At 51.9% G+C, this 25,520-nt stretch carries 21 protein-coding genes; 6 read left to right on the plus strand and 15 right to left on the minus strand.

Annotation, left to right across the window (positions count from 1 at the left end; all coding sequences use genetic code 11):
• Positions 1–103: 103 nt before the first annotated feature.
• The 3 genes from A0W33_RS04590 to yidD form a co-directional block, all read right to left on the minus strand.
• Positions 104–1,579, minus strand: coding sequence for a DUF5687 family protein (locus tag A0W33_RS04590; protein ID WP_068837072.1), 1,476 nt, complete (start codon positions 1,577–1,579; stop codon positions 104–106).
• A 196-nt stretch (positions 1,580–1,775) separates the two neighbouring features.
• A complete protein-coding gene (locus tag A0W33_RS04595) occupies positions 1,776–2,051 on the minus strand; it encodes a hypothetical protein (RefSeq protein ID WP_139237205.1) in 276 nt (91 codons plus the stop codon).
• A gap of 175 nt (positions 2,052–2,226) precedes the next feature.
• Positions 2,227–2,448, minus strand: a complete 222-nt coding sequence (gene yidD, locus A0W33_RS04600; protein ID WP_068837074.1) for a membrane protein insertion efficiency factor YidD — start codon at positions 2,446–2,448, stop codon at positions 2,227–2,229.
• Positions 2,449–2,710: 262 nt separating this feature from the next.
• Here yidD and A0W33_RS04605 point away from each other — a divergent pair, with 262 nt between their 5' ends.
• Positions 2,711–5,032 (plus strand): S46 family peptidase, encoded by a 2,322-nt coding sequence (locus tag A0W33_RS04605; protein ID WP_229802236.1) that lies wholly within the window; start codon positions 2,711–2,713, stop codon positions 5,030–5,032.
• Positions 5,033–5,241: 209 nt separating this feature from the next.
• Here A0W33_RS04605 and A0W33_RS04610 read toward each other — a convergent pair whose 3' ends face one another.
• Positions 5,242–6,219, minus strand: coding sequence for a hypothetical protein (locus A0W33_RS04610; RefSeq protein WP_068837075.1), 978 nt, complete (start codon positions 6,217–6,219; stop codon positions 5,242–5,244).
• A 146-nt stretch (positions 6,220–6,365) separates the two neighbouring features.
• The gene (locus A0W33_RS20750) at positions 6,366–6,989 is read right to left on the minus strand and encodes a helix-turn-helix domain-containing protein (protein ID WP_068837076.1); all 624 of its coding nucleotides are present in this window, start codon (positions 6,987–6,989) and stop codon (positions 6,366–6,368) included.
• A gap of 247 nt (positions 6,990–7,236) precedes the next feature.
• Between A0W33_RS20750 and A0W33_RS04620 the strand changes: the two genes are divergently transcribed.
• The gene (locus A0W33_RS04620; protein ID WP_068837077.1) at positions 7,237–9,570 is read left to right on the plus strand and encodes a glycoside hydrolase family 20 protein; all 2,334 of its coding nucleotides are present in this window, start codon (positions 7,237–7,239) and stop codon (positions 9,568–9,570) included.
• Between the two features lie 218 nt (positions 9,571–9,788).
• Positions 9,789–10,610, plus strand: a complete 822-nt coding sequence (locus tag A0W33_RS04625; RefSeq protein ID WP_068837078.1) for a PorV/PorQ family protein — start codon at positions 9,789–9,791, stop codon at positions 10,608–10,610.
• On the opposite strand, the gene A0W33_RS04630 is transcribed toward A0W33_RS04625, so the two are convergent.
• Positions 10,592–10,810 (minus strand): hypothetical protein, encoded by a 219-nt coding sequence (locus A0W33_RS04630; protein WP_068837079.1) that lies wholly within the window; start codon positions 10,808–10,810, stop codon positions 10,592–10,594. The genes A0W33_RS04625 and A0W33_RS04630 overlap by 19 nt on opposite strands.
• Positions 10,811–10,925: 115 nt before the next feature.
• On the opposite strand from A0W33_RS04630, the gene A0W33_RS04635 reads away from it, so the two are divergent.
• A complete protein-coding gene (locus A0W33_RS04635; RefSeq protein ID WP_229802235.1) occupies positions 10,926–12,971 on the plus strand; it encodes a ComEA family DNA-binding protein in 2,046 nt (681 codons plus the stop codon).
• A gap of 46 nt (positions 12,972–13,017) precedes the next feature.
• Here the strand turns inward: A0W33_RS04635 and sigZ are convergent, their stop codons facing one another.
• From sigZ to A0W33_RS04675, 9 genes are all read right to left on the minus strand, one after another.
• On the minus strand, positions 13,018–13,647 hold the full coding sequence (gene sigZ, locus A0W33_RS04640) for an RNA polymerase sigma factor SigZ (RefSeq protein ID WP_068837081.1): 630 nt from the start codon (positions 13,645–13,647) through the stop codon (positions 13,018–13,020).
• Positions 13,648–13,649: 2 nt separating this feature from the next.
• Entirely contained in the window at positions 13,650–14,162 is a 513-nt protein-coding gene (locus A0W33_RS04645; RefSeq protein WP_068837082.1) for a GNAT family N-acetyltransferase, read from the minus strand.
• A gap of 157 nt (positions 14,163–14,319) precedes the next feature.
• Positions 14,320–14,730 (minus strand): ArsI/CadI family heavy metal resistance metalloenzyme, encoded by a 411-nt coding sequence (locus tag A0W33_RS04650; RefSeq protein ID WP_068837083.1) that lies wholly within the window; start codon positions 14,728–14,730, stop codon positions 14,320–14,322.
• Between the two features lie 294 nt (positions 14,731–15,024).
• A complete protein-coding gene (locus A0W33_RS04655; protein ID WP_082815127.1) occupies positions 15,025–16,941 on the minus strand; it encodes a DUF3857 domain-containing protein in 1,917 nt (638 codons plus the stop codon).
• A 122-nt stretch (positions 16,942–17,063) separates the two neighbouring features.
• Complete coding sequence (locus A0W33_RS04660) at positions 17,064–19,049, minus strand: DUF3857 domain-containing protein (RefSeq protein WP_068837084.1); 1,986 nt, start codon at positions 19,047–19,049, stop codon at positions 17,064–17,066.
• A gap of 579 nt (positions 19,050–19,628) precedes the next feature.
• A complete protein-coding gene (locus A0W33_RS04665; protein ID WP_068837085.1) occupies positions 19,629–19,997 on the minus strand; it encodes a hypothetical protein in 369 nt (122 codons plus the stop codon).
• Between the two features lie 185 nt (positions 19,998–20,182).
• Complete coding sequence (locus A0W33_RS04670) at positions 20,183–20,962, minus strand: TIGR03915 family putative DNA repair protein (RefSeq protein WP_068837086.1); 780 nt, start codon at positions 20,960–20,962, stop codon at positions 20,183–20,185.
• An 18-nt stretch (positions 20,963–20,980) separates the two neighbouring features.
• Positions 20,981–21,112: a hypothetical protein gene (locus A0W33_RS21240; protein ID WP_262502138.1), complete on the minus strand. Its 132-nt coding sequence runs from the start codon at positions 21,110–21,112 to the stop codon at positions 20,981–20,983.
• 101 nt (positions 21,113–21,213) lie between these two features.
• Positions 21,214–22,479 (minus strand): putative DNA modification/repair radical SAM protein, encoded by a 1,266-nt coding sequence (locus tag A0W33_RS04675; protein ID WP_068839934.1) that lies wholly within the window; start codon positions 22,477–22,479, stop codon positions 21,214–21,216.
• Positions 22,480–22,774: 295 nt separating this feature from the next.
• On the opposite strand from A0W33_RS04675, the gene A0W33_RS04680 reads away from it, so the two are divergent.
• Positions 22,775–24,649 (plus strand): outer membrane protein assembly factor, encoded by a 1,875-nt coding sequence (locus A0W33_RS04680; RefSeq protein WP_229802234.1) that lies wholly within the window; start codon positions 22,775–22,777, stop codon positions 24,647–24,649.
• Between the two features lie 71 nt (positions 24,650–24,720).
• A complete protein-coding gene (locus A0W33_RS04685; RefSeq protein WP_068837088.1) occupies positions 24,721–25,329 on the plus strand; it encodes a Dps family protein in 609 nt (202 codons plus the stop codon).
• Positions 25,330–25,520: the final 191 nt, after the last annotated feature.

Raw genomic sequence — 25,520 nt, forward strand, 5'->3', positions numbered from 1 at the left:
ATTTATCATTTACTTTCAGCCGTTTACTCGCCCGCTTTTCCCGGTAATTCGGGTAAGCCGGGACCTCGAGAAAATGCTTTCATTCTTGTAAACCTCCAGCCTTCTAAGCTTGCCGGAAGCCTGTTGCCAGTTTATACTTATGCGCCACAAACCGATTTGCCGACCACTGCAGCAGCTGCTTCTGAAACACAAACCCGATCAGGCCCAGCAACCCAATGGCCGCAATACCCATGTAGGGCACGCCCATAAATCCGAAGGGAGCAAAGATCAGCAAAGGCAACAGCAGCATGGGCAGCATCATCAGGAACTTAGAGGCGCCTACCCCCTGCCAGTTAAAAGCAGAGCTCTTGCTAAGGTCTAGCCGGCTGGTGTTGTACACCGAGAAGAAGAACACCACAAACACGTTCACCCCGATGGTAAAGAGGAAGGCGGCTGTGTTGATCAGGAATATTTTGTAATCGATTAAGCCGTAAGGCAGCGTCAGCACATAACCCAAGGTTGTGATCGGCACGAAGATCCAGAATTTGGCGGCGTAAAACTGGTAAGGCGAAATGCGCCGGGTAAGCAGGGCATCGAAGTGGCCGCTTTGCCAGCTTGGTATAAACTGCCCGTAGTTAAACATGGGCATGCCCGTCATCGCGATGCCCACAAAGATGAGCATGGCAAAGCCGCTCAGAAACTTCTCGTCGTGGTAGAAAATGAAACCGTAAAACAGGAAAAGCACCGATATGGTGAGCACGGATTTAGAACGCTTGTGTCGCCAGATCAGCTTCAGTTCGAGCTCAATCAGCTTGCCTATCTCGCCGAAGCGGTTCAGGAAGGCAATATCCTTGCCCTCCACCCGTTTTGTCTCGCGCACCGCCAGCTCCTCAGGGTAGGTATGGGCTTTCAGGAACTGGTAGTTCAGCCAATAGGCGCCAACCAGCAGCAGCACTGGCGCCACCAACAGCCACGGCTGCGCCAGCACCGCCCCAAAAACGGCCACAGAGACTGCCCGCAGCGAGAACACATCAAAATAATCGATTATAAACAACCCAATCACCACCAGCCCGAACAGCAACGTGAGCTTGGAGTTGCTGCTGAGTTGCCGCTTGAAGTAAATCAGCAGGAAGTTGTTGAAAAACGTAAGGGCGATGAGGGCAAAAAGCCAGGCGAGCGCCGCTCCAATACCATAGGCCGGTATAACGGCGGAGATCATAAACGGCACGAACACCAGCAGCATGATGAGGTTAAACATGCTTGGCAGCGACTTAACCAGCACAAAATGCACCAGCTTGCTCTTTTTAATGGGCAGGTGCAGGTAAGGCTGCACTGCGAGTACCGGCAGTTCCTGTAGCAGAAAACGGAAAAACAGGTCGAGGAGGAAGTAAAACAGTAGCGCTCCGTTAAACAGCACCACCGGCGACTGCCCCGGAAACAACTCTGCCAGAATCTTGTGCAGCGTAAAGCCGAGCAGCAGGAATATTCCGCCGAAATACAAGATCAGCAGGACCATGATGATGTTAAGGACCAGGCTTTTCTGAAATACAGAAGAACGTCGGCTGGCCTTCGCCTGGTGAGACAGTAAAGTGAGAAACATAGCGGCTGTGTAAGAAAGTATATGACTTTCTAAATATGCTTAGAATATGCTGCAATTTCAAACTACACGCGGTTCATTTTAGACAAACCAAAGAAAAGTTTATACTTACAGTACCGCTTCCACTACTAACAAGAGCCTTGAGCTGGAAACAGGGCATAGTGCCTGCCGCGGGTGATTATGTGAGGAGAGAGGCCGCCTAAGCTACCACAACTGAGGAGAATTCAACTACATGGTCTTCCTCCAGGCCAGCCGCTAAGGTAGCGGAGAGTTGCTTGTAGGCTAATTTTACGTCGGTGGGCTCGTTGTACACAAACAGGTGAAAATATTGGTCCTTTTTGTCTTTTATGTAGACGTACAGGCTGTAAATCTTCCGGTCGAAAAAGCATAGCTGCTTCGTTTCCAGATATAAAATATCTTTGAGCAAAATCTGTGTACTGGAAGAGCCATCTGGCCCTTTAATATGGCTGGTCATGTTGCCTACATTTTTGTAAAACAAAATACAGGCGGCTGTAATTGGAGCTGTATAAACGCAGTTTACGAAAAATATACAGAAAGCATCACCCCATTCTTCCTTTTATTTCCAGGAGCTGCACCAAATCAAGGCTAGTTCATCTTAAACGCACTATATAGCAAAGAATATTTTTCGCTTACTTGACAGGGTCGTATCCGCCGCCGCCCCAGGGGTGGCAACGGCCAATGCGCTTCAGCGCCATCCAGCCTCCTTTGAAAGGGCCATACTTGTTCAGGGCATCCACGGCGTACTGCGAGCAGGTGGGGGTATAACGGCAGGCAGCCGGGGTGATGGGCGAGATCATGTTCCGGTACATCCACACCAGTGCCAGCAGTATTTTCTTCAGAATCCAGGTCATGGTTTGGTTTTTGCGACAGCGAAAGTACCCTAACAGCTGTTAGGTGCCGTAATAATTTATTAAATTTGCACTAGAGTACGTTTAAAGTTGATCCTTTGCGCCGCAATTTGCTCATTAAGGAACCTGACTTTACAGTTTTACCGCCCCATAGCGCTGCTATGCGGCTCAAAAGCTGTTTCGCCAGAACCCTTTCTGATCAAGTTTCGCTAACAAAAACGAAATTTAAACATACTCTTAGTTTAATTCACCTAAACAAATCTACATGTTAAAAAGAATCCTTTCCCTCTTACTTTTAGTCTCGCTGGTAGCGCCGTTCTCGGCCAAGGCAGACGAAGGTATGTGGCTGCCGATGCTCATCAAGCGTCTGAACCATACAGACATGCAGAAGCAGGGCCTGCAGCTGACTGCCGAAGAAATTTACTCTGTTAACAACTCCAGCCTGAAAGACGCCATCGTGCAGTTCGGCGGTTTCTGTACCGGGGAGTTCATCTCGCCCGAGGGCCTGCTGCTCACTAACCACCACTGCGGTTACGGCCAGATTCAGTCGCACTCCACGCCACAGAACGATTATTTGACGGATGGTTTCTGGGCAACCTCTAAGGAGCAGGAGTTACCGAACGAAGGCCTTTTTGTGGACATCCTGCACCACATGGACGATGTGACCGGCAAAGTGCTGGAGGGCATTGACAGCAACACACCGGAAGAGCAGCGTGCCCAGCTGATTGCACAGCGCACGCAGGCGCTTGCTAAAGAAGCCTCTGAAAACGGCAAGTACGTAACGTATGTGCGCGATTTCTTTAACGGCAACGAATTTTACCTGTTCGCCTACAACCGCTACAACGATGTGCGCCTGGTGGGAGCACCGCCTTCATCTATCGGCAAGTTCGGTGGCGACACTGACAACTGGATGTGGCCACGCCACACCGGCGACTTCTCCATGTTCCGCGTGTACATGGCGCCCGACGGCTCGCCGGCTGCTTACAGCAAGAACAACGTTCCGTTCAAGCCAAAGCACCACCTGCCCATCAACATTGGCGACAAAGACCCGGGCGACTTCACCATGGTATTCGGTTTCCCTGGCCGCACCAAGCGTTTTATGACCTCGCACGGTCTGAAACTGGAGGTTAACCAGCTGAACAAATCCCGCATAAAACTGCGCGAGGACAAGCTGAACCTGTGGAAAGAGGAAATGGACAAGAGCGCCGATACCCGCATCAAGTATGCGTCTAAGTACGCCTCCACCTCTAACTACTACAAGTACTCCATCGGCCAGAACGAAGGCATCAAACGCATGCGCACCATCGAGGGCAAGATCGTGGACGAAGACAAGTTCCAGAACTGGGCAAACGATCCATCGCGCAAAGCTACTTACGGTAACGTGCTAAGCGACATTAACGAGGCCTACAAGAATATTGAGAAGTATAACCTGGGCACTGTTTACCTGAACGAGGCAGTACTGGGCACAGAATCGTTGTTGATGGCGTACCGCATGGCCCCGCTTTACAACGCCCTGAAAGCAGGCAACAAGGAGGCCGCACAGGCAGCCGCAAAGGACCTGCAGTCGCGTGCTGATGGCTTCTTCAAGGACTACTACAAGCCCGCCGACAAGAAAGTGTTTACGGCTATGATGAAGTACTACTACGAGGACATCGCCAAAGACCAGCAGCCAGAGGCGTTCAAGAGCATGGTGAAGAAGTATAACGGCAACTTTGAGAAGCTGGCCGACCATGTGTACAACAACTCCGTGGTGGTGGATCAGCAGAAGCTGAACAACTTCCTGAAGAACCCAACGCAGAAGACGCTGGAGAACGACCCGGCTTTCCAGATTGTGAACTCCATCATCGAGAACTACAGAAACAACATTGCGCCTAAACTGGCAGAGAGCAATGCGAAGCTGGACAAGGCAAACCGCCTGTACGTGGCTGGCCTGCGCCTGATGAACCCGGACAAAACGTATTACCCGGATGCTAACTCTACCATTCGCCTAAGCTACGGAACGGTGCAGGATTACAGCCCACAGGATGGCGTGTTGTACAACTACTATACGACGCTGGATGGTGTGATGGCCAAAGAAGATCCGAACAACGAAGAGTTTGTGGTGCCGGCTAAACTGAAGCAGTTGTACGAGGCCAAAGACTACGGCCGTTACGCTAACTCTAAAGGCGAGCTGGTAACCGACTTCATCACCAACAACGACATCACGGGCGGTAACTCCGGTTCTCCGGTGATCAACGGCAAAGGAGAATTGATCGGCCTGGCCTTTGACGGTAACTGGGAAGCCATGACGGGTGACCTGGTTTACGATCCGGATTACAAGCGTTGCATCAACATGGACTCGCGCTACCTGCTGTTCCTCATCGACAAGTATGCAGGTGCGCAGAACCTGATCAACGAGATGACGATTGTGGACGGCAACAGCCCGGGAGCCGGTGACGCAGCCAAGGCTGAAGCCAAAACAACGCAGGCCGAACTGCTGAACGCGGTAGTTACCGAGGCAGAGCAAAACCTGCAGAACGGCAAAAAAGAGTTTAAAGTAGAGAAGAAGAAAGGCGATGTGAAGGTAAAACTTCAGATTAAAGACTAAGCAACCGCTTTTCTAAAGTATAGAAACAGGCGCTGGGGATATCTCCAGCGCCTGTTTTGCTTTTACCCAATTCATTCCCCTCCTTAGACAAGGAAGGACAGTTGGATACAATACCGGCGGCCAGAATAGTATGCTTTATATTTCTGCTGCAGCCGCTATTACAGTTAGGCACTCGCAGGAGCAGCGAGGTCTTTAGAAGCAAATGGAGCCTACTTTACAATTCCAAACCGACGGTGCTTCGTATCCAGCACGATCACTTTGCCCAGAAACAGTGTGTTGCCCACCATTCCGGCCATACCCGAAAACTGCATCAGCGTTCGCTGCATAAAGGTTGTTCCATCAATGTAGTGCACGTTTCGAAGCGGCAAGGCTGTTTGGCCAAAGTTGATGTTTTTGTCGGATGCAATACTGTGCACGGTGAGTGTGTTACCCCAGGAGTTAACAGCAGTTATACTTTCAGCTGCTTTATTTTTAGCGAGTTCCAGCCAGGTTTCTCTATCTGTCAGCAGTTCAAACGCACTTGAGCCACTATCGAACAGCACCTGCGTTTCCTTTTGGTTGATGACGGCAGGTATAATTACTCTTCTTTCCTCAAAGGCAAGTGTCGTAAATACGGCTTCTGCGGCTATAGCAGTCGGTACTTCATCGCTAAATTGCATGAGCGCCTGCGGGTAGTTCAGCACCAGCACTTTTCTATCTATCACGTCAGCGCCGAGGGTACCGATGATGTCTATACTTGCCGTGTCTGCCCAGTTAATAGTTTCGTTGCCATAAGCCAGCACGTTGACTTCTTCGGCACGAATGTCCATGCTTCCCACCTTAAACCTAAAATCCTTCAGTACAGCGCCACTTTCAGTTTCCTGAATAGTTACACCTGAAGTCCGCTCGGCGATCGCTTTCAGCTTTCCTTTATAAACCAGGGAATAGGGTGCTCCTAAATCGAACTGCATGTAAAAGATTTTAGAGCAGCCTGGCACAGTCACAGGCAGGAGCATGGCAGCATTTGGGCTAGCCTTGCCGTTTAGCGAATCTGCTTTCCAAATGAAAGGAACCTGGTACGCTCCCTCCGGAATTACCAGTTGGTTGAGCGGCGCTTTGAATGCGCGCTTGAAGTATAAATAACCTCCGGCGCTGCTAAGTATGAAGAGTGCTAAAAGGGAAAGGCAGACGTTTCTGAAGCGTTTCATGTGTGTGCTACGGCGTTGATTTCGTTTTAGCAATGGTACACATTTGCGGGCAGGCTGCTTGTGCCGCGCTTACGCCACCTTTACGACATTCTTACGCCAAAGGCCTTTTGCAGGCGTTAAAGCAGCTTTTATACTTCACACGGCGTTTAAAAGATGTTCAGTCCGAAAGGGTAAACGTCTGTTCTTACTTTTTTCAGCTTAAGAGAGGCCGCAATAATGACGGGTGCGTTAAGCAGGTACATGATAAAGAACACGATCAGTATACCTGGCCCGGGTTTGGTTTTAAAGTAGTAGGCCAGCAGCAGTTGGAAGACCAGCATGAGCAGCAGGGACACATGCAGTGCCACTGTCCAGAGTAGCTGAAAGTTTATGATCTTCTTGCTGACGGCATCAATTTCCAGTTCACGCCGCTTCTTTCGCCAGAGCACAATCGGGATAATCAGGTTCAGGTACGGGAGCACCAGGTAACTCAAGGCAGAGAGGTTGATGAGTTGCAGGTACGCGGTAACGTCGTCCTGGGCTACAGCAGCTACGTGTATGTTAGTTTCTTCTGCCACAACTTCAGGCGGCTCCGTTGCAAACGCAGCAAAGTCCTCTACCGGCCTGCCTAAGGCTCCAGCAATGGCCTGCAAAGTGTACCCTCTGGGCACGCTGTCGCCCTTTTCTATGCGCTGGATGGTTCGTAGACTCACCTTCGCACGCTCTGCCAGCTCTTCCTGCGAAAAGCCTTTGCTTTTTCTGCCGGTTATAATCTTATCAGCTAAGGTCACAGCGTGCTTTTAAAGTTAAAGCAAGTATAAAACAGGTGCAATGTTAACCAATTCAGGGCTTAAAGTGAAATACCTATTGTTTACCGAAAAGCTTTGAAGCAACGAAACTTCGGACGCTAACTGAATCAGACGCTCGCAGGGGCTGCGTACGCTGCCAAGTCTTTAGACACAAGCCAAAGTCTTTCCTGTTGGCATTTCTGCACAATAATTGCTATCCTTGATGTCCTAACCACCCTCTTCCCCTTGCATGAAATCATCTACTGTACTATACCTGCTATCCAGTTTTTTCCTGCTGCTGCATGCCGGCTGCACCTTTGCACAGGAGCCAAAAGAAGCGGCTCCTGTTTCCATTATTCCGAAACCTCAGCACCTCACCCAAAAAAGCGGGCAGTTTATACTTAATAATGATACAAAAATTTATGTGCCAGCCGATAATGCCGAACTGCAAGGCATCGCCGAAAAGCTGGCTTCAAGTATAAAAACGGCCACAGCCGTGCAGCCACAGGTACTGCAAAAAAGAGCGCCTGCCAATTCAAAAAACAGCATCCAACTCACCCTCACCTCCACCCCCGACACGCTTGGCAAGGAAGGATATACCTTGGAGGTATCTCCCGACAAAATCATGCTTGCTGCTAACCAGCCAAACGGTCTCTTTTGGGGCACGCAGACGCTGAAGCAACTTTTGCCGCCAGGTTCTAACACCGCGCCTGTAGCCATTCCGGCAGTGAGCATTGCCGACAAGCCCCGCTACGAATGGCGCGGTATGCACCTGGATGTGGTGCGGCATTTCTTTCCGGTGGCGTTCGTAAAGGAGTACATCGATTACCTGGCCATGCACAAGCTGAACACCTTCCATTGGCACCTGACCGACGACCAGGGTTGGCGTATTGAGATTAAAAAATACCCAAAACTAACCGAGGTAGGGGCCTGGCGCGACAGCACGCTCATCGGCCATTACTGGGACCTGCCCCAGACTTACGACGACAAGCGTCACGGCGGCTTCTATACCCAGGAGCAAATAAAGGAAGTGGTGAAGTATGCGCAGGAGCGCTATATTACCGTGGTGCCTGAGATTGAGATGCCGGGCCATGCGGTAGCCGCACTCGCTGCTTACCCTGAGCTTTCCTGCACCGGCGGCCCTTTCCATGTGGAGTCCAAGTGGGGCATTTTCAAAGACGTGTTCTGCGCCGGCAATGAGCAGACGTTCACCTTCCTCGAGAACGTGCTCACGGAGGTTATGGCGCTGTTCCCGAGCGAGTATATCCACATCGGGGGCGATGAAAGTCCAAAGGACCGCTGGAAGGAATGCCCTAAGTGCCAGCAGCGCATGGCGCAGGAAGGCCTGAAAGACGAGCACGAACTGCAAAGCTATTTTGTGCAGCGCATGGAGAAATTTGTAAACGCCAGGGGCCGTCAGATCATCGGGTGGGATGAAATTCTGGAGGGTGGCCTGGCACCGAATGCCACCGTTATGTCGTGGCGCGGCACCAAGGGCGGCATTGAAGCGGCCAGGCAAAAGCACAATGTGGTGATGACACCGGGCACGCACCTATACTTCGACCATTACCAGGGCGACCGTGAACTCGAACCAACTGCCATTCACGGCTACAGCCCACTGTCGAAAGTTTATGCCTTTGAGCCCACGCCAGCAGAACTCACCAAAGCCGAGCAAAAGTACATATTGGGCGCGCAAGCCAACGTGTGGACAGAATATATTCCGACGGAAGAGCATGTGCAGTATATGGTTTTCCCGCGCATCGCCGCCCTCTCGGAAGTACTGTGGACACCGGCAAAACGCAAGAACTGGGATGATTTTAAGCAGCGCATGCAGCAGCAGTACCAACGCTACGACGCCATGGGCCTGAATTACGCCAAAAGCGCCTACCAGGTACGCCAGCAGTTAAAGTTAGACCCGAAGCGCAACACCGCCAAAGTAACGTTCGAGACAGACGCAGCCGGCACAGACATGTACTACACCGTAGACGGCTCCACACCGACGGCCAAATCTCAGAAGTATAACAAGCCGTTTGAAGTAGAAAAAGCCACTGTGATAAAAGCAGGTTCTTTTGTGGATGAAAAACTGGTAGGACAGGTTACTACAGAAGTATTCGACGCTACGAAAGCCCTAAACCAAAAGATAACCTTGAAAAACGCGCCGCACGCCAGCTTTGCGGCGCCCGCCATACTTGTAAACGGCCTCCACGGCACCACCGACCAATACGACGGCCAGTGGCTCGGCCTGCTCGGCACCGACCTGGAGGCGGTGATCGACCTGCAGCAGGTGCAGCCTGTCAGCAAGATCAGTAGCTCTTATTTCCAGCACATCGGCTACCGCGTGTTTCTGCCCACGCAGGTAACCTATGCGGTTTCGGAAGATGGCAGGAACTTCAGAACGGTGAAGGTGATCGAAAGTCCAAACCAGGAAGAGGGCATATTGCGCAAAGCCGTGGTAGCCGAAATCCCGGCCACCAAAGCACGCTACATCAAGGTAATCGCCCGCAATGTGGGAAAGAGTCCGGAGAAATATCCTTCTGCCGGACAGAAAGCCTGGCTCATGGTGGATGAACTGACCGTGGAGTAACCTACAAGTGTAACTACGAGACTTCAGGGGCTGCGCGAGGTGCAGCCCTTCTTTTTACACCCGCTACCCCATTTTTTTTAAAAGCTGTATAGTTACAGACGGGCACAACCACCGAATAGCAAAATAAAATATCATTATAGCTATACTTTCGTAGAAGCAAAAACTGCCTGTGCCTTACAGCTTTGCCATAGGCATACAGGTACAGTTGCTTTTCTTCTATGCAGACAAACTACGCATTTATACTTCTGCTAATGCTTTTTTGTACCAGCCAGGTGCAGGCGCAGCAACTGTGCAATTTCGGGGCGCGGGCAGCAGGTATGGGCGGGGCAGCGGTAACGCTTCAGGATGTGTGGGCATTGGGCAACAACCCCGCCGGAATGGCTTTTCTGGAGCACCCAACTGCTGGGGTGTATGTCGAAAACAGGTTTGGCGAAAGCGCCTTTACCACGGTGGCCTTGCAGGCTGTTTACCCCACGCAGCAGTACGGCACCTACGGCCTTAGCTTCAGCAGGTTTGGAGATGCGCTTTTCAACCAGCAACATGCCGGATTTGGAGTGGCCCACAAGCTTGGTCAGTTCAGTTTGGGGGCCAAGGCCGATGTTTGGCAAGTGGCTGTTGAAGGTTATGGCAGTCAGAAAGCGGTGGCGATTTCGGTGGGTGGAATGGGTGAGATTATACCGGACTTATACTTCGGGGCCTTCGCCTATAACCTGAACCAGGCCAAGCTAGCCTCTTTTGAAGACGAGCGCCTGCCTACCATCATGAAAGCCGGCCTCTCCTACCGCCCGACTGCCAGGCTCATGCTTGCGGCAGAAACAGAGAAAAACATAGATCATAAAGCTGACTTCAAAGCGGGTGTCGCCTATGAGCTGCTGAAGGAGAAATTCATACTTCGCACCGGTATCAGCACGCTTACCAGCAGCCTCACGTTTGGCGCCGGCTTTCGGGCAAGGCAGCTGCAGGTAGATTACGCCTTCGGCTCCACTACCCCTATCGGCATTAGCCACCACCTCTCCGTTTCCTACTCGCTCCAGCGCTGATGCTGGCTCTTTAGCGGTTCAGGAGCTGCAGCTACTTTTGCTGAAACCTGCTTTATAAACGGCTCAAGGATTAGCCCCTGCACCACCAGCGACAGCAGCAGCAAACCAATGGGGTTCGGTAGCTTTGTGTATTTTTTGTTGATGTATGCAAAGAAGGCAGAAATGACAAGTATAACCGCGAGAAGGTGAAGTAGCCCCATAAGAAGATTAAATTGAACTTTAAAGGTTAGTTTAAGTATGAAAATACCTTGATGTCACTATTCTCCTGCTTGTATGGTACGTAGGTTTCTCTTGAGTTGGTTTGCGTGGATAACTTTGCTGCCACTATTGGCACAGGACTTTCCGCGACAGCCCATCGACCTGGACCTGCTGGTGCAGGAGCTGTTCGCTGAGCAGGACGATGAAAACGTGTCCTACGAAGACCTGTACGAAACGCTGTTTCAGTACTACCAGCGCCCCATCGACCTCAACCGCACCACACCCGAAGAACTGGCGTCACTATACCTGCTCTCCCGCCCGCAGATTGTCTCATTCTTTACCTACCTGCAGGAGAACGGCGACTTGCTAAGCATCTACGAGCTGCAGGCCATTCCCGGCTTCGACAGGCTCACTATTAACCAGTTGCTGCCGTTTGTCCGGGTGGCAGATGCCGAGTTACAGGCGGATACTCGGCCGCTGTGGCAGCGGGTGGTGGGCGAAGACAACAACGCACTGATCCTGCGGTACGAGCGCACGCTGCAACAGCGCAGAGGCTACACCCCCATCGACACCAGTCGCTCCAGGACGCGCTACCTCGGCTCCCCTGATAAACTGTACCTGCGCTACCGCATCAGCCACGCCCGCGACTACAGCTTTGGCCTGACAGCCGAGAAAGACGCCGGTGAGGCTTTTACCTGGAGCCCTGGTACCCGCCGCTATGGCTTCGACTATTATACGATGCACCTGCAGCTCTACAACAAGGGCCGCTTTAAAACGATTGCCCTGGGTGATTACCAGCTGCAGATCGGGCAGGGCCTGCTGCTCTCTTCGGGCTACAGCGTGGGCAAGGGCAGCGAAACTATTACGACTGTCAGCAGGCCTAACCTCGGCATCCGTCCCTACAACTCAGTGCTGGAGTATGCCTTTCTGCGTGGCGGGGCAGTGACGTACGATGCGGGCAAGATAGACATCACCGGCTTCTACTCAAACAAACGTGTAGACGCTAGCCTGCGGTCTCAGCTGGACACCCTGCTTGCTGATGAGCAATTTTTCAGCGGCGTGCAAACTACCGGCTTTCACCGCACACCCACCGAGTTGGCGAACAAAGGCCAGGTGCGGGAGCAGGTGTACGGGACCAGTGCGCAGTACCAATCGGTAGATAAAACACTGCAGGTAGGCGTTACGGCGCTTGCCACCCACTACAGTTCCCGAATTCAAAAAGCAGGCGCTCCCTACCAGCGCTTCGAGTTTAGCGGCACCGACAATTATAACCTTGGCGCGAACTACAGCTACACCTGGCAGAACTACTACGTGTTCGGGGAGACGGCGCTGAGCAAAAGCGGCGGCATCGGGAGCGTGAACGGACTGATCGCAAATCTATCGAACAAGGTGGAAATGTCGCTGCTGTACCGCTATTATGCCCGTAATTTTCATTCCTTTTACGGCGGTGCCTTTGGCGAAAGCACGCGCAACATAAACGAGCAGGGCTTCTATACCGGCATCAAAATAAAGCCAATGCCCAAGTGGGAAATTACCGCCTACTACGACAGGTTCTCGTTTCCGTGGCTTCGTTACCTGGTGGATGCCCCTTCGCGTGGAGATGAATACCTGGTGCGCCTATACTTCAAACCTAACCGCCAAAGTAGCCTGTACGCCCAGGTGCGGCACGAAAGCAAAGGCCGAAACATGGCTGCAAACACCACGCCTGTGGACTTTGTGGCGCAGGCCGAGCGGCGTAATTACCTGCTATACTTCGAGACCTCGCCCACCAAAACGCTCAACCTGAAATCGCGGGTGCAGTTCAGTACCTATGCGCAGGAGTCACCGCAGCAAACGGGCTACCTCATCGCGCAGGACATCAACTTAACCTTTGACAAAGTACGCCTCAGCACCCGCTACGCTATTTTCGACACCGACAGCTACAACACCCGCCAATACGCCTATGAGCGCGATGTGCTGTACGCTTTCTCCATACCGGCTTTCAGCGGCAAGGGCACGCGCCTCTACGCCCTGCTGCAGTTGCGCCCTACGCGCCATTTGGATGTATGGGTAAAGTATGGCATCACCCATTACCGCAACCAGGATACCATTGGGTCAGGGTTGGATTTGATAACAGGCCCCAGAAGATCGGATGTGAAGGTGCAGGCGCGGTATCAGTTCTGATTATAGTTTGTCCAAGCGTTTCGTAGGGACAGGTCGCGACCCGGCCCTACGAAATTCCACCTTCGGAGGAAGGAGAAGTTATTACTGCCTTGCAACTGTCTTTCACAGCTGCGCTCAGTACCTGCCCCTGGTGGCCAAACTCTAAATGGCAGCACTCCAGGAACAGCTGCTTAAGCTTTTCACGGCCACGTTGCACCCGGGATTTCGCTCCTGAATAAGAGATACCCAGCCGTGCCGCCACCTCTTTCTGGCTCATTCCTTCGAGTTCACTTAGGCGCAAGGCTTCGGCGTATTCGATTGGAAGAAGGTTTATCAACGGCTCCACCAGCGCCTCCACGTCCTGCCGTGCTTTTTCGGGCAGTTCCTCTGGCTCGTGCATTTCTACTTCAGGGTTTAAGGATTGCCTGCGGGCAGTACTCCTGTAAAAATCTAGTACAGTGTTTCGCGTCACCTGATAAAGCCACGCTTTCAGGTTGTTTACTTCCTCCAACTGTTCACAGTTCTTGTAAAGCTTCAGGTAGAGTTGCTGCAGAATGTCATCGGCCTCGGCTTTGTCTTTTACCCGTTTCTGCACAAAGCCTTTCAGTTGGGCCTCATACTCCAGGAAAACAGGGGCCACAGCCGCGCAACTGTCATCCGGCTTGCTGACGATAGGACTGGTACAGCACTTTTCCATACTTATACACCTACTAAGTTACTTCTTCTCTCCATCAGGCAAGTGTCGCGCCACTGCCCGTGTAACTGCCCCAGGCGCTCACGCACGCCAACCGTTCGGAAGCCGCACTGGGCATGCAACTTTATACTTGCGGTGTTCTCTACCAGAATGTGGGCCTGCAGCATCCAGATTCCAGCCTGCTCAGAAGCTGGAACCAGCTCCTGCAAAAGCCGCTTGCCTATTCCCTGCCCCATAGAATCAGGGTGTACGTAAACACTGTCCTCGGCCACCCCGCCATACACACACCTCCCCGATACCGGCGAGAGCGCCGCCCAGCCCACCACGCGTCCTTCCACAGTGGCTACAAAACGGCAGCTTTTCAGGTGTTTCGCATCCCACTCCGCCCACTCGGGCGCTTTTGTCTCCAAGGTGGCGTTGTTGGTAGCCATACCCCGTTCGTAGATTTCCTTTACCTGCGGATAGTGCTCAGCCAGCATCGCCGATACCAAAACTGAGCGTTGTGTGGTCGTTTCCATCTTCTTATCAGTTACTAAATATAAGCATGCGAAAGGCATATTGCTATACCTTCCGCCTGATTGCATGGATTGTTTTGTACTAAGGGTATGGCGGCCCATACTTTGCTGCGTTGCCTGACTTATAAGCCAGTGGGAAAGAAACACAGAAGTATAGCGCCTAAACAGCCTCGGCTGTCGCGTTGGCGTTGGCTCCCTCCCCGTAAACGGTCGATTCGCCGAAAGTATAGAAAGCCTCCCAGTCCACGCCCTGTGGGTCCGTGATCCACGACTTTTCGGATTTTGCGTAGCAGCAGGTGCATTTGCCCTCTTCGCGGATAGCGCCTTTCGCTTGCTTCAGCCGGCCGTATACCTGGTTTAGTTCTTCCGGACTTTCCGCCTGTATGCCCAGGTGCTCGATGCCCGCATTTTCGGGGTGAAAGGAGATGGCAAAGTTGACGCGCGGGTCTTCGAGCATCCATTTGGCGTAGTCTTGTTTAAGGACTGTTGGTGATGTGCCGAAAAGGGCGGTATAGAAGGCGGTGGATTCTTCTAAATTCTTTACTCTTACGTTTACGTGAAATCTTTTCATGGCTGTGTCTTTAAGGTGTTTTCGTTGATTACACTCTGATGACGGAGCCATGTCAGAAAAGACGCAGGATATAGAAAAAATATTTAAGCTTATTTTTTAGTTGACTTAGCGCTTATGATTCACTCAATCTTGATGTGGCATTTTACAGGTATATCACATCAAATAATTCCAAAAAATTTTGGCCTGAAGTATACAGTACCCGCAGATTGATCAAGACCTGAACAAAAAAAGCTGCCAGCTTTGGGCATGTTCCCCAAAGCTGGCAGCTTCTATCAAAAATTTCTGCAATTATACTTACGGCACGTTCTTCACAAACACCACCTGCTCGGCGTCTGCCTTAATCACGTTGTTCAGGAATTCCACCAAGCCAGCATAAGTCTCTGGCTTATAGCGGCCCCTGTACATTTTCATGGTGCGCACGTACAGCACGCGCTGCCCCTCTACCTCCACCGATGCACTGTACTCACCGAACACTGATTTATAACTTATTTCACCCGGCAGATACTCCACCGCGTAACCGGTTGGCACGTCAATTTCCACGGTGTCCACATCCAGAAAAGCCGACAGGCGCACCACGTCGCTAAGGCGCTCTGCCTTCTGCTGCGGTGCGTATGTCCACTTGTTCATCAGGTTCGGCGACACGAACATACGCCTGCCGCTAAGGGTGGCGCACTGGCGCAGGCTTAGCTCCAGGTTTTCCGTTACGCTGGGCAAGCGGTCTTTTTTCTGGCTGAAGTTATACTTGCTGATCTCAAACGGCGGCGCCTTTACCTGCTCATACAGCCACTTCCGCTGCTCCTCGGGCTTCAGGTGGTTCATCACCCCATCACGGATCTCCTGCTGCGAGCCGGTGTAAAGGGTCTGCACCTTGGCCACGCCGCTGCCTTTCTCGTCGAGCTTTATATTTATACTTCTGATCTGCTGATTGTCGGTTGCCCCGTACGTGGTGGTCTTAACCAACTTGCCCCCTTCTGGTGTTATCAGCAGGGCATGGCGGTTACCGGTGTTGGTACCGTTGTAGCCGGCAGCCTCCGTCTGGCTAGTACACTCCAGCCACATGGTATCCTGCGCCATAGGCACCATCAGCAGCACGTGGTTAAACTGGCTGCTCGGGAAGTCAGTCTTGATATCGGCCACATTGTCTCCGGCCTTTATGAGCGCGTAAACCGAGTTCACGCCCACCGCCTGCAGCATGGCTTTGGTATAGTTGGTAAGGGCTTTGCAGTCACCGTAGCCTTTGGTGTCCACAAAGCTCGCCTCAAAGGGCTGCCAGCCGCCAATGCCCAACTGGATGGATACGTAGCGGGTCTTGCCCTGCAGGTAATCGTACACCAGGCGCACTTTATCCTCCTCTGTTTTGGCGTTGGCAGTAAGTTGCTTCAGCTTCTGAATTGTTTCCTGTGGCAGCACATCGCGCCCCACGTTCAGCTTGTTCTGCCAGATGCCGAGGTCTTTCCAGGTGGCCATACTTCCCTTGTAGCCCTCTACCTCAAACTCATTCGGGGCAGTGAGCACGCTTGGCACCAACTCCTCAGGGCTTGGGCCATACGGCTCTGTCTCCAGCGGCTTCAGGTTGCTTACCTCCCAGAAATAGCGCTCCTGCGTGCCCACAGTGCTCACGGCCACTTTCTTTGTCAGGTTGCTTTCGCGGTAGCGCAATTTCATGCCGGCAGGCATCAGCACCTCAAACGTAGCTTTCTCCACCGACAGCCGCTCCCCATCCTGCGGGAACCAGTTCGGGTAGAACATCATGTTCCTGCTTGTTACCTCGTACTCAAACTCCACCGTGTACGGGTAAATGCTGTACTCCAGGTCAGCAATCTTCAGGCGGTTATCCCCGAAAAAAGTATCGTCGCTGTTGCTCACATCCTTTATCTCGTTGTTTTTGAGTGTCTTGATTTTCTTCCCGTACCGATCATAGGAGGCGCCTTTAATGTAGCCCACCTTGCTGAGCTTGTCGTAGGGCACATAGAGCCTTGCCCGGTGGTTTCCGTTCTCGTTCAGGATAACGACCGTGGTTTTAAAACGCGTGGTCCCGCTGCCGAGCGAGTTAACTGTAAACACCGTTTCTTCCGTCTGGATAACGGCATTTGCCCCTTTGGCCAATTCCGATCTGCCACCCTCTCCAACCGCAAAGGCAGCGGCAGGGAACAACAGCGTAAACAGCCACAGAATCATAATGGCACAGGCTGGGCTTGATGTATTTTTCATCTCTTAAAGAATTTAGGGCGCGTAAGCAGGCAAACAGAAAATGATTATCCTGCAGCAGCAGGTGCCACTCCAGGATAATCATCGCTGTACTTTCCCGTTACATGCCTTATTTAAAAATGTGCTTAGTTAGCTGCAACCTTCTTCAGTACAATCTGCTCGGCCTGCTTCGCGATAATCTGGTCGAAGAACTCTTTCAGGTACGCGTACTCAGGGGCATAAAATACAGGCTTGTTAATGCTTATCTTGCTCATAACCTGGATGGAGTTACCCTGCTGCTGCACCATGTACACAAAACGCCCGGCACTCTCTGGCAGATTCACGGCAACACTCTTCGGTGTCTCGTCTACCTGGTAACCTTCCGGTATGGTGATGCGGCAGATGTAGGTCTGGTCAAGCGGCATGGCAAAGTCTACGGGGTAAAGGCGCTCTTTCAGTTTAAAAGGGTTCTCATCCTCGCCACGGCCCAGCATCGGGTTCAGGTAAATGATGTTGCTGGAGCGGCCACTGCCGCTGATGTTGATGTCGTAATTGATATCCAGGGCTCCGTTTAGCTGGTCGAGGTTGCTGATAGTTGCCTTAGACATCTTGAAGTCACCTACTTCTTTGGTCAGGCGCTCCTTATACTTCTCCTCGCCTTCCTCCAGAATCGTTCTGCGCAGGTTCAACGCGCTGTAGCCACCGGATGATTCGTGTCCTGTGCCCACAATTTCGCCCTTCTCGTTGATAGTCAGCTCAGCGTTGAACAGGTTAATAGCCTTGTCGGATGGCTGCAGGCTTACCCAGCGCTGGTCTGCTTTCTTGATCAGGCGACCACTGCCGTTCAGGCAGCGGGCAGGCAGCATGCCAGGTGTTACAAGCGGGTCTGTGGCATCCAGCAGGTACTCCTTCTCGCCAATGCGCACCATAGCCACTACGTAGTTGAACTTGCTTTTCATGGCAGACATCGATGTGTTGATACGCCCGTGGTTGCGTGTGCTTAGAATTACCGGGGCAGCGTCAAGTCCTGCCTCCAGCAGCATAGAGGTAAGCAACAGGTTGATGTCGGCAGAGTTGCCTTTGCGCTCGTCCCATGCTTTGCGGATGGTGGTGTTGGTGTACAGGCGCGATTCGCCATTCCAGGTCATGCGCTTTTTCACCACATCGAATATAGCGGCCATTTGCGCCTGCGGGTCCTTGTGCTTTGCCTGCACCACGGCAAGTTCCTCCTTAAAGAAGCCGCTACGGTTCAGCTGCACCCCAAAATAGCTGCTCTCCAATAAATCTTTGGTCACGTTATTCCAGTCACCGGTCATCACACGCGAAGGCTGGCCCGGAAAATGAACCCGCTGCAGCTCAAACTCAATCTTGGACTGGTAATCCCGTACGGTGGTGATATACTTCTCCTCCTTCAGGGCAGGCACATCCTTCATCACCCAAACGTAAGCATTGTTCTGCATGTCCGGGGTCGAGACTGTAGCAGTTCCAGCAACAGTCTCCCGCTTGTTCTCGCTCTTGTAAAGCCCCTGGTATCCCTGCATTTGAAACTTGTAATCAAAGTATTCTGGTATCTGGGCACGGTACTCGCTCCAGATTGTCGGGATGCTGGTCTGGAACTCCCAATCGCGCAGGTTGTATACAAAATCGGAGTTGACGGTGTAGGTGATATCAAGTACAGAACCCTCCTTCACGTTCGGCATCGTAAACTTCTTGGCATAGCTGTTTTCCGAGTTTTTCTCCTCAAATATACTTTTGCCCTCCAGTTTGTCTTTGACAATCTTGCCACCCTCCAGGTTAAAGGTAAACCCTCTGATGGCGGTCACCTTCTCTTTGCTGGAGCCATCCATGTAAAACGGAACCACCACATCGGCCCAGTCATACGCGGACTTTTTGAAGATTTTGATTCGTATATGGCGTTCGAACACCACTTTCAGTTCTCCGATGTAATCGAAGCGGGTAAAGCCGTAATCTGAAAGAATAACGGCGGCGGCGGAAGTGTCTTTGTCATAGACGCTCATTTTGAGCTCCGCTTCGGAGACCTTTCCAAACTTAGCATCCTGGGCGAACGCCGAAGAAGTGAAGCTGACCAGCAAAACAGCCAGCACATACAGTTTTGTAAAATTTGCTTTCATGGGCAATTAGAAATTAACAAGAATTATTAGGCAGTTAAAAGATTCTTATTCGGGCGGAGCAGGCAGGGCTTAGGTGGGAGCGCTACAGCTTCTGTTTATTTTCTAAAGAAAGCAATCAATTTTTATATATTCAAAACATTCTATAAATATTCTTTAAAATATACTCCATACAGCCCACACGCAGTTTAAAACGCTGGTTTTGTGCAACAACTAGGGCGGCTTATATAATTGGAAGCTACTGCAGCTTTTTAAGGGCTGTTAACTTATACTTGAATATTCATACTTCCTTTTTGGCTCTACCAAACCGCGCCCGCTCCCGCTGTCATAGTTGCAATATTTGTACTTACAAAGGTTTCAACTGAACGCACACAAGGAGACATAGCCTCTTTAGGAAGCATAAATGCTTCCTAAAGAGGCTAAAGATGACTTAAACCTGCCACGCTGCTGACCGGTTGGTTTCACTAAACCACACCAGTGTGTAATGCGGAAAACGCCTAGAAGAGTGCATAACAAAACAAGGCGGGGCATCAGGTAAATTACCTGATGCCCCGCCTTGTTGGTAGCTTTAACGGTTAGTAGTTAAAGATACGATGTAAAATTTTTCTTGTCGGACCAGAACTCGCGGCAGGCTTCGCGCTGCTCTTCAATAAATTTGGAGTTCCGTTTAAGTTCTTTCCAGTTGCCGTAGCCCAGGCGTTCGCACATCCTGAAAAAGCTATCGCCTTGGTTCTTTTGTCCTTTCACCCGGACCAAAGCACTTAACAGTGGCCTGCCCTCCTGATACTCTTTTTCAGAAATTTCGTCTATCACGTCAGTCAGCATCGACTTTTCATGAGAGTTTTCCAGGTTAAGGCCTAGTTCAGCCTCGTAGATCAGGTTTTGGAAGGACATCAGATGTGCTCTGCCGCGAGCTACTTGAATGAGTTTCTTTCGTACGCGTGAATTCATAGTGCAAATTTAGATATGGCGCAGGTTTGGTTCAATCATGCCGGGTGCAAGCCTGAAAACCGTTTCTGCATTACAGTAAAAGCAATATATATACCTATTAACGTATAGAGGCAACAAAAAGTTGCGCATTGAGTATACTTTTACCCTTGTTTAAGTGCAAAACTCTCTTGAAGCTGTAGAAGAAGCTATTTCCGGAGTATCCGGGGTTGTTTTTCAGAAAGGTATTTCCAGTAGCGCCGCGGCACGTGGCGCAGGTGCAGCTTTGGATTCTTGCGCTCCGGAATGTTCACGTGATCAAAGTACACCTGCCACAGGTGTTGGTAGCCATCCTCGTCAGCGTGCTTGGCCTCGGTAGCCAACGCAGCATGCCGCTGGTGCGCCGGCAGTTCCAACTGCACAAGCGACACTGCCTGCAGGTCGTAAAAAGCACCGTAGCGCCGGCGGGTGTCATAAATAGCCCAGCGCTGGTCGGCGTAGCGCTTCTCGAAGTGTTGGATAACAAGGGGCAGCACATTGAAATCCGGGGAGATGGTGGCGTAAAACAAATCGTCGGCCGTTTTTTGAAACCGCACGAACGCCTCCATCCGGTGCTTTTCGCGGTGCACCTGCTTGGCCGCCTGCTGCACCTGCAGCACACAAGGCGCCGCAAAGTTTCCCTCTATACTTCGCTCTGAACCAAACGCCAGCTTAACATAGTTGAAGATGGTTTGCTCAAAGCCCGGCTGCTCCCACAGGTATGTGTGGTACAGCGACTGCAACGCGCCTGCACTCAGCTTCTTTTGCAGCCCTACCCATACGCGCCCTGCTTTCTCTTCGTCGGTTACCACGGCAATGTGCTCGCCAAACATACTTGGCTGCGCCAGGTGCTCCTGCTCAATGTCGGTGGGCCAGGCTTTGCGCTCAAAAGCCTCAAACACCACCGTCAGCAGCCCCTCAAACGTGCCATCGTAAGTATAGAAGTGCATCAGCAAGTATAAATTAAATTATTTAACGGCGTTGCGCGCTTTGTCTGCGGTTTCGGCCTTCATGCGCGCCGACAGGTTTTGCAACTGCGGCACCAGCATGTTTAGCTTGCAGTAAAGCGATACGCGGGCAACTTTCTGGTTCTTTCTCATCACAACTACTTTTTTGGTTTGAACTATCGATTTAGGAGTATAATTAAGTATACCTGATTTCTTTTTCCTGGCTGTCATCCTCTCCCCTTCTCCATTTTTGCTTACCCTGCCTTGCTAAACAGATCCAGCTGCTGTGTCAGCAATGCGCTGCGCACCGATCCATCGCCAAACACTATCTTTCTGCGGATCGCCTCCGACGCAAAGTCCTGCCGTTGCAGGCTTTTGGTCTGGCAGGTGATAAAGTACTTTGCCCGCTTCAGCACCACGCCCATCTGGCGCAGGTGCTCGAAGTGGAGCGGTGTAAAGCGCCTGGCCGAAACAATCTTCTGTGCGCTCTTCATCCCGATACCCGGCACACGCAGAATCACCTCGTAATCCGCCGTGTTAATCTCCACCGGAAAGACATGCCTGTTGCGCAACGCCCATCCCAGTTTCGGGTCAATGTCCAGGTCCAGGTGCGGCTGCTGTTCATCCACAATCTCTTTCGAATCGAAACCATAAAAGCGCATAAGCCAATCGGCCTGGTAAATGCGGTTCTCCCGTATAATGGGCGGCTCCGTGATAATCGGGAGGCGATTGTCGCTGCTCACCGGTACGTAGCCCGAGTAGTACACCCGCTTCAGGCTATAGTCCTGGTACAGTTTGCTCGACAGCTGCAGGATCTGGTAATCGTTCTCAGCCGATGCCCCCACAATCAGCTGGGTGCTTTGCCCGGCCGGCGCAAAAGCGGGTGCCGACTTGAAAAGCTTCTTCTCCTCCTTCGCCTGCAACAGTTGCTGGCTGATGTTACCCATCGGCACCAGAATCTCCCTGTAGTTCTTCTCCGGTGCCAGCTGCTGCAAACTCACGTCCGAGGGCAACTCAATGTTCACGCTCAGCCTGTCGGCGTACAACCCAGCTTCCTTTATCAGTTCCTCACTGGCCCCCGGTATGGTTTTCAGGTGGATGTAGCCGTTGAACTTATACTCCTGTCGCAGCTTCTTCGCCACCCGCACCAGACGTTCCATGGTGTAGTCGGCGTTCTTAAAAATGCCCGAGCTCAGGAACAGCCCTTCGATATAGTTGCGCCGGTAAAAGTTGATCGTCAGATCCACCACTTCCTGCACTGTGAAGGCGGCGCGCTTCACATCATTGCTTTTGCGGGTAACACAGTAGGCGCAATCGAAAATGCAATGGTTGGTCAGCAGGATCTTCAGCAGCGACACACAGCGGCCATCCTCGGTGTAGCTATGGCAGATGCCCATGCCTTCTGCGTTGCCCAGCCCTTTGTTCTCGTTCTTCCGCTTTGCACCGCTGGAGGAACAGGAAACATCATACTTGGCGGCATCTGCTAATATCTTTAGTTTATCTGTTACCTTGCTGTCCATTGCGCTTATCTTCATCCCCTTCAACGTGTTAAAGATACGATGTGTATTTAGTTTAAGCCAATATAATTAGTAATTTTTTATCCACAAGGTTATCTACACTTGTTAATAAACTAATTCCATTAGCACAAAAAGTACTACAGACTGCTACAGCTGCATGTATGGCGGCGGCGATTTCTATTTTTATAGATCATCGGTATCGCTGTCGCTTCAGAAAGCGTTATATTAGGAGGCCGGAATACGGCCAGATTGCAACGCACCAACTCTTATGCCCCTTTTACACGCTCATCCTGTACGTTTGCTACGCGCATGCCTGCTGTGCCTGCTGTTGCTAAGCGCAAGTATAGGCCAGGCGCAGGTGGTGGTGCCAGACACGATTCAGGTGTTGCCCGCAGACACAACTAAGGTGGACTCTGTGAAGCAGTCTTTCAACGACAACGTGATCGAGAATTTGAAGAAGATGTCGGAGCGCAAAACCATCATGGGGAAGCTCCTGAAGTCGCTGCTGGATTTTGACCCTGCCGATGAGGAAGCCACCCGGATGAACGCCGAACTGGTGCAGAAGGAGTATGAGAAGCACAACTACAAGATTGTGCGCAACATCGACATCCTCACCCTCGACGCCTTCGGCTACTCCGTTAACGACACCTCCCGTGTCCCCGATTCCTTCTTTGAGAAGTTGGGCAACTCGCTCCACGTGAAAACCGGGCGCGGCGAAGTGCGCAACAAGCTGCTCTTCCGCAAGCATGAGCCCCTGGAGCCGCTCGACCTGATCGAATCAGAGCGTTTGCTGCGCCAGACCAGGCACCTGCTGGATGCGCGTATCGTGGTGAATGAGCAAACCTCCACCAACGACAGCGTGGACGTGTTTGTGGTAACAAAAGACATTTTCAGCCTCGGGGGCTCCGGCTCCTACTCCCTGTCATCGGGCAAGGGGCGCGTTACGCTGCGCGAGCTTAACTTCCTGGGCCAGGCGCACCAGGTGGAGGGCACCTATAAGTTTAACCTCGACCGTCCCCGCCCCTGGGAGGCAGCGGGCTTTTACACGATAGAGAACATCGGCAGAACCTACATCACGGCGGACGTGGCCTATGTGGACCAGAACTACTACAAGGAGAAAAGCCTGTCGCTGTCGCGTAACTTCTTTACCGTGAACACCAAGTATGCCGGTGCGGTGAACGTGAGTTGGATTAACGACCGGTTCCAGCTTCCCCTCGCGCCCGACGACACGGTATTGCGGTACGGCAATGTAAACTTTAACCGGCAGGACGTGTGGCTGGGGCGCTCCCTCAAGTTCAAGAGCTACAACCTGGGGTATGAGCCCCGGGGGAGAATCATACTTGGCTCCCGGGTTATCAACACCAATTACAGCGCCACCCCAACCGATAATTTCCAGGACAACACCCTGCTGCTGGGCAGCGTGGGCTACAGCATCCGAAAGTACTACAAAGACCGCTACCTGTTTGGTTTTGGCCGCACCGAGGACATTCCGGTGGGCACGCTATTCTCGGTGACCGGCGGCTACCAGGAAGGCGATATCTGGGACCGCACCTACCTGGGCACTTCCCTTTCCGTGGCAAGGTATGGCCCTGGTTTTGGCTATCTTTTTGGCAGGGCCGGGTACGGCACCTACATCCGGGATGATCGGTGGGAACAGGGCGTACTCGATGTCGAGGCCCTGTACATAACAAGGCTGGCGGAATGGGGCGACTGGAAGCTGCGCCACTACGTGCTCGGCCGGGGTACCATCGGCATTAACCGTTACCCTGAGGAGCTGCTTTTTATCAATAACGAAAGTGGCATCCGGGGCTTTCGCTCGGATATGGTGCGCGGCACCAGGCGGGTTTCCCTGAACTATGAGGCCAGCCTGTACACGCCCCTCTCCCTGCTTGGTTTCAGGCTGGCAACGTTCGTTTTTGCCGATGTGGCCTGGCTCTCTACCGGCAACCAAAGCAATCCCTTCACCGACACGCCCTACCAGAGCTACGGCATCGGTTTCAGGCTTCGGAACGAATTCCTTTCCTTCAGCACCATACAGGTTACGCTGGGGTATTACCCGCAGCTGCCGCCCAACAGTAACATGCGCGATTTCAGGCTTTTCGAGTCTTCCTCCGAGTACTATGACTTCCGGGATTTCCAGTTCACGCGGCCGGGCGTAGCCGACTATTATTAGGCTCTCCGTATCTTTTTGGCTACTTCACCGGTTATATAAGGGTAACAGATTTAGAAGCTATAAACCAAACTATGGAAAAGGTAAGAGAGAAAAACGAATATGAAGGAAACCCGGTAGGGTTAACAAAGGAAACAGCCACGGCCATGGCCAAAGAACTGGACCGCCACCTGGCTTCCTTTATCGTATTATACCACCAATACCACAAACACCATTGGCTCGTTGAAGGTCCTCAGTTCCGCGACCTGCACCTGTTTTTTGAGGAGCACTACACCGAGATACACGAGCAGTACGATGCCATTGCCGAGCGACTGACGGTAATGGGCTACTGTCCGACCTGCCACCCGGCAAACCAGTTAAAAATTGCGTACCTCGAGCACGAGGAAGAAGGCGAGTTCCGCATCCGCGAGATGCTGAAGAAAGACATGGAAGATGAGAAAAACATCGCGGTGGAGTTACGCAAGTCTATCAAGATAGCGCTGAAGCAGGAAGACTTTGCCACTAAGTCGCTGCTGGAAGGCATATTGCTCAAGACAGAGGACCGTTGCCACCACATCGAGCACTTCCTGGGTGAGGATGGCCTGAGCATCGGTTTGCTGCACATGCCGGAAGACATCATGGAGGACGGCGAAGCACAGGAATCCAAGTCGGCGCGCAAGCCGCAGAAAAAAGCAAAGGCGTAAGCCTGAACAGAAGTATAAAGTATAGCCCTGGTTGCCCTCAAGCAGCCAGGGCTTATATTTTTCTGATGATGCTGTTGGCAACAGTATCAAGCGCCACATGCGCTTCTGTCATTTCGATGGAAGTGAGACTTTCAGCTAGTGCGCTACAGCTACGTTAACTTCCCTGTTGCACTCCAAGAAAGCAGGGAGTA

Origin of the sequence: Pontibacter akesuensis, from assembly GCF_001611675.1 — a bacterium.
Taxonomy (GTDB): domain Bacteria; phylum Bacteroidota; class Bacteroidia; order Cytophagales; family Hymenobacteraceae; genus Pontibacter; species Pontibacter akesuensis.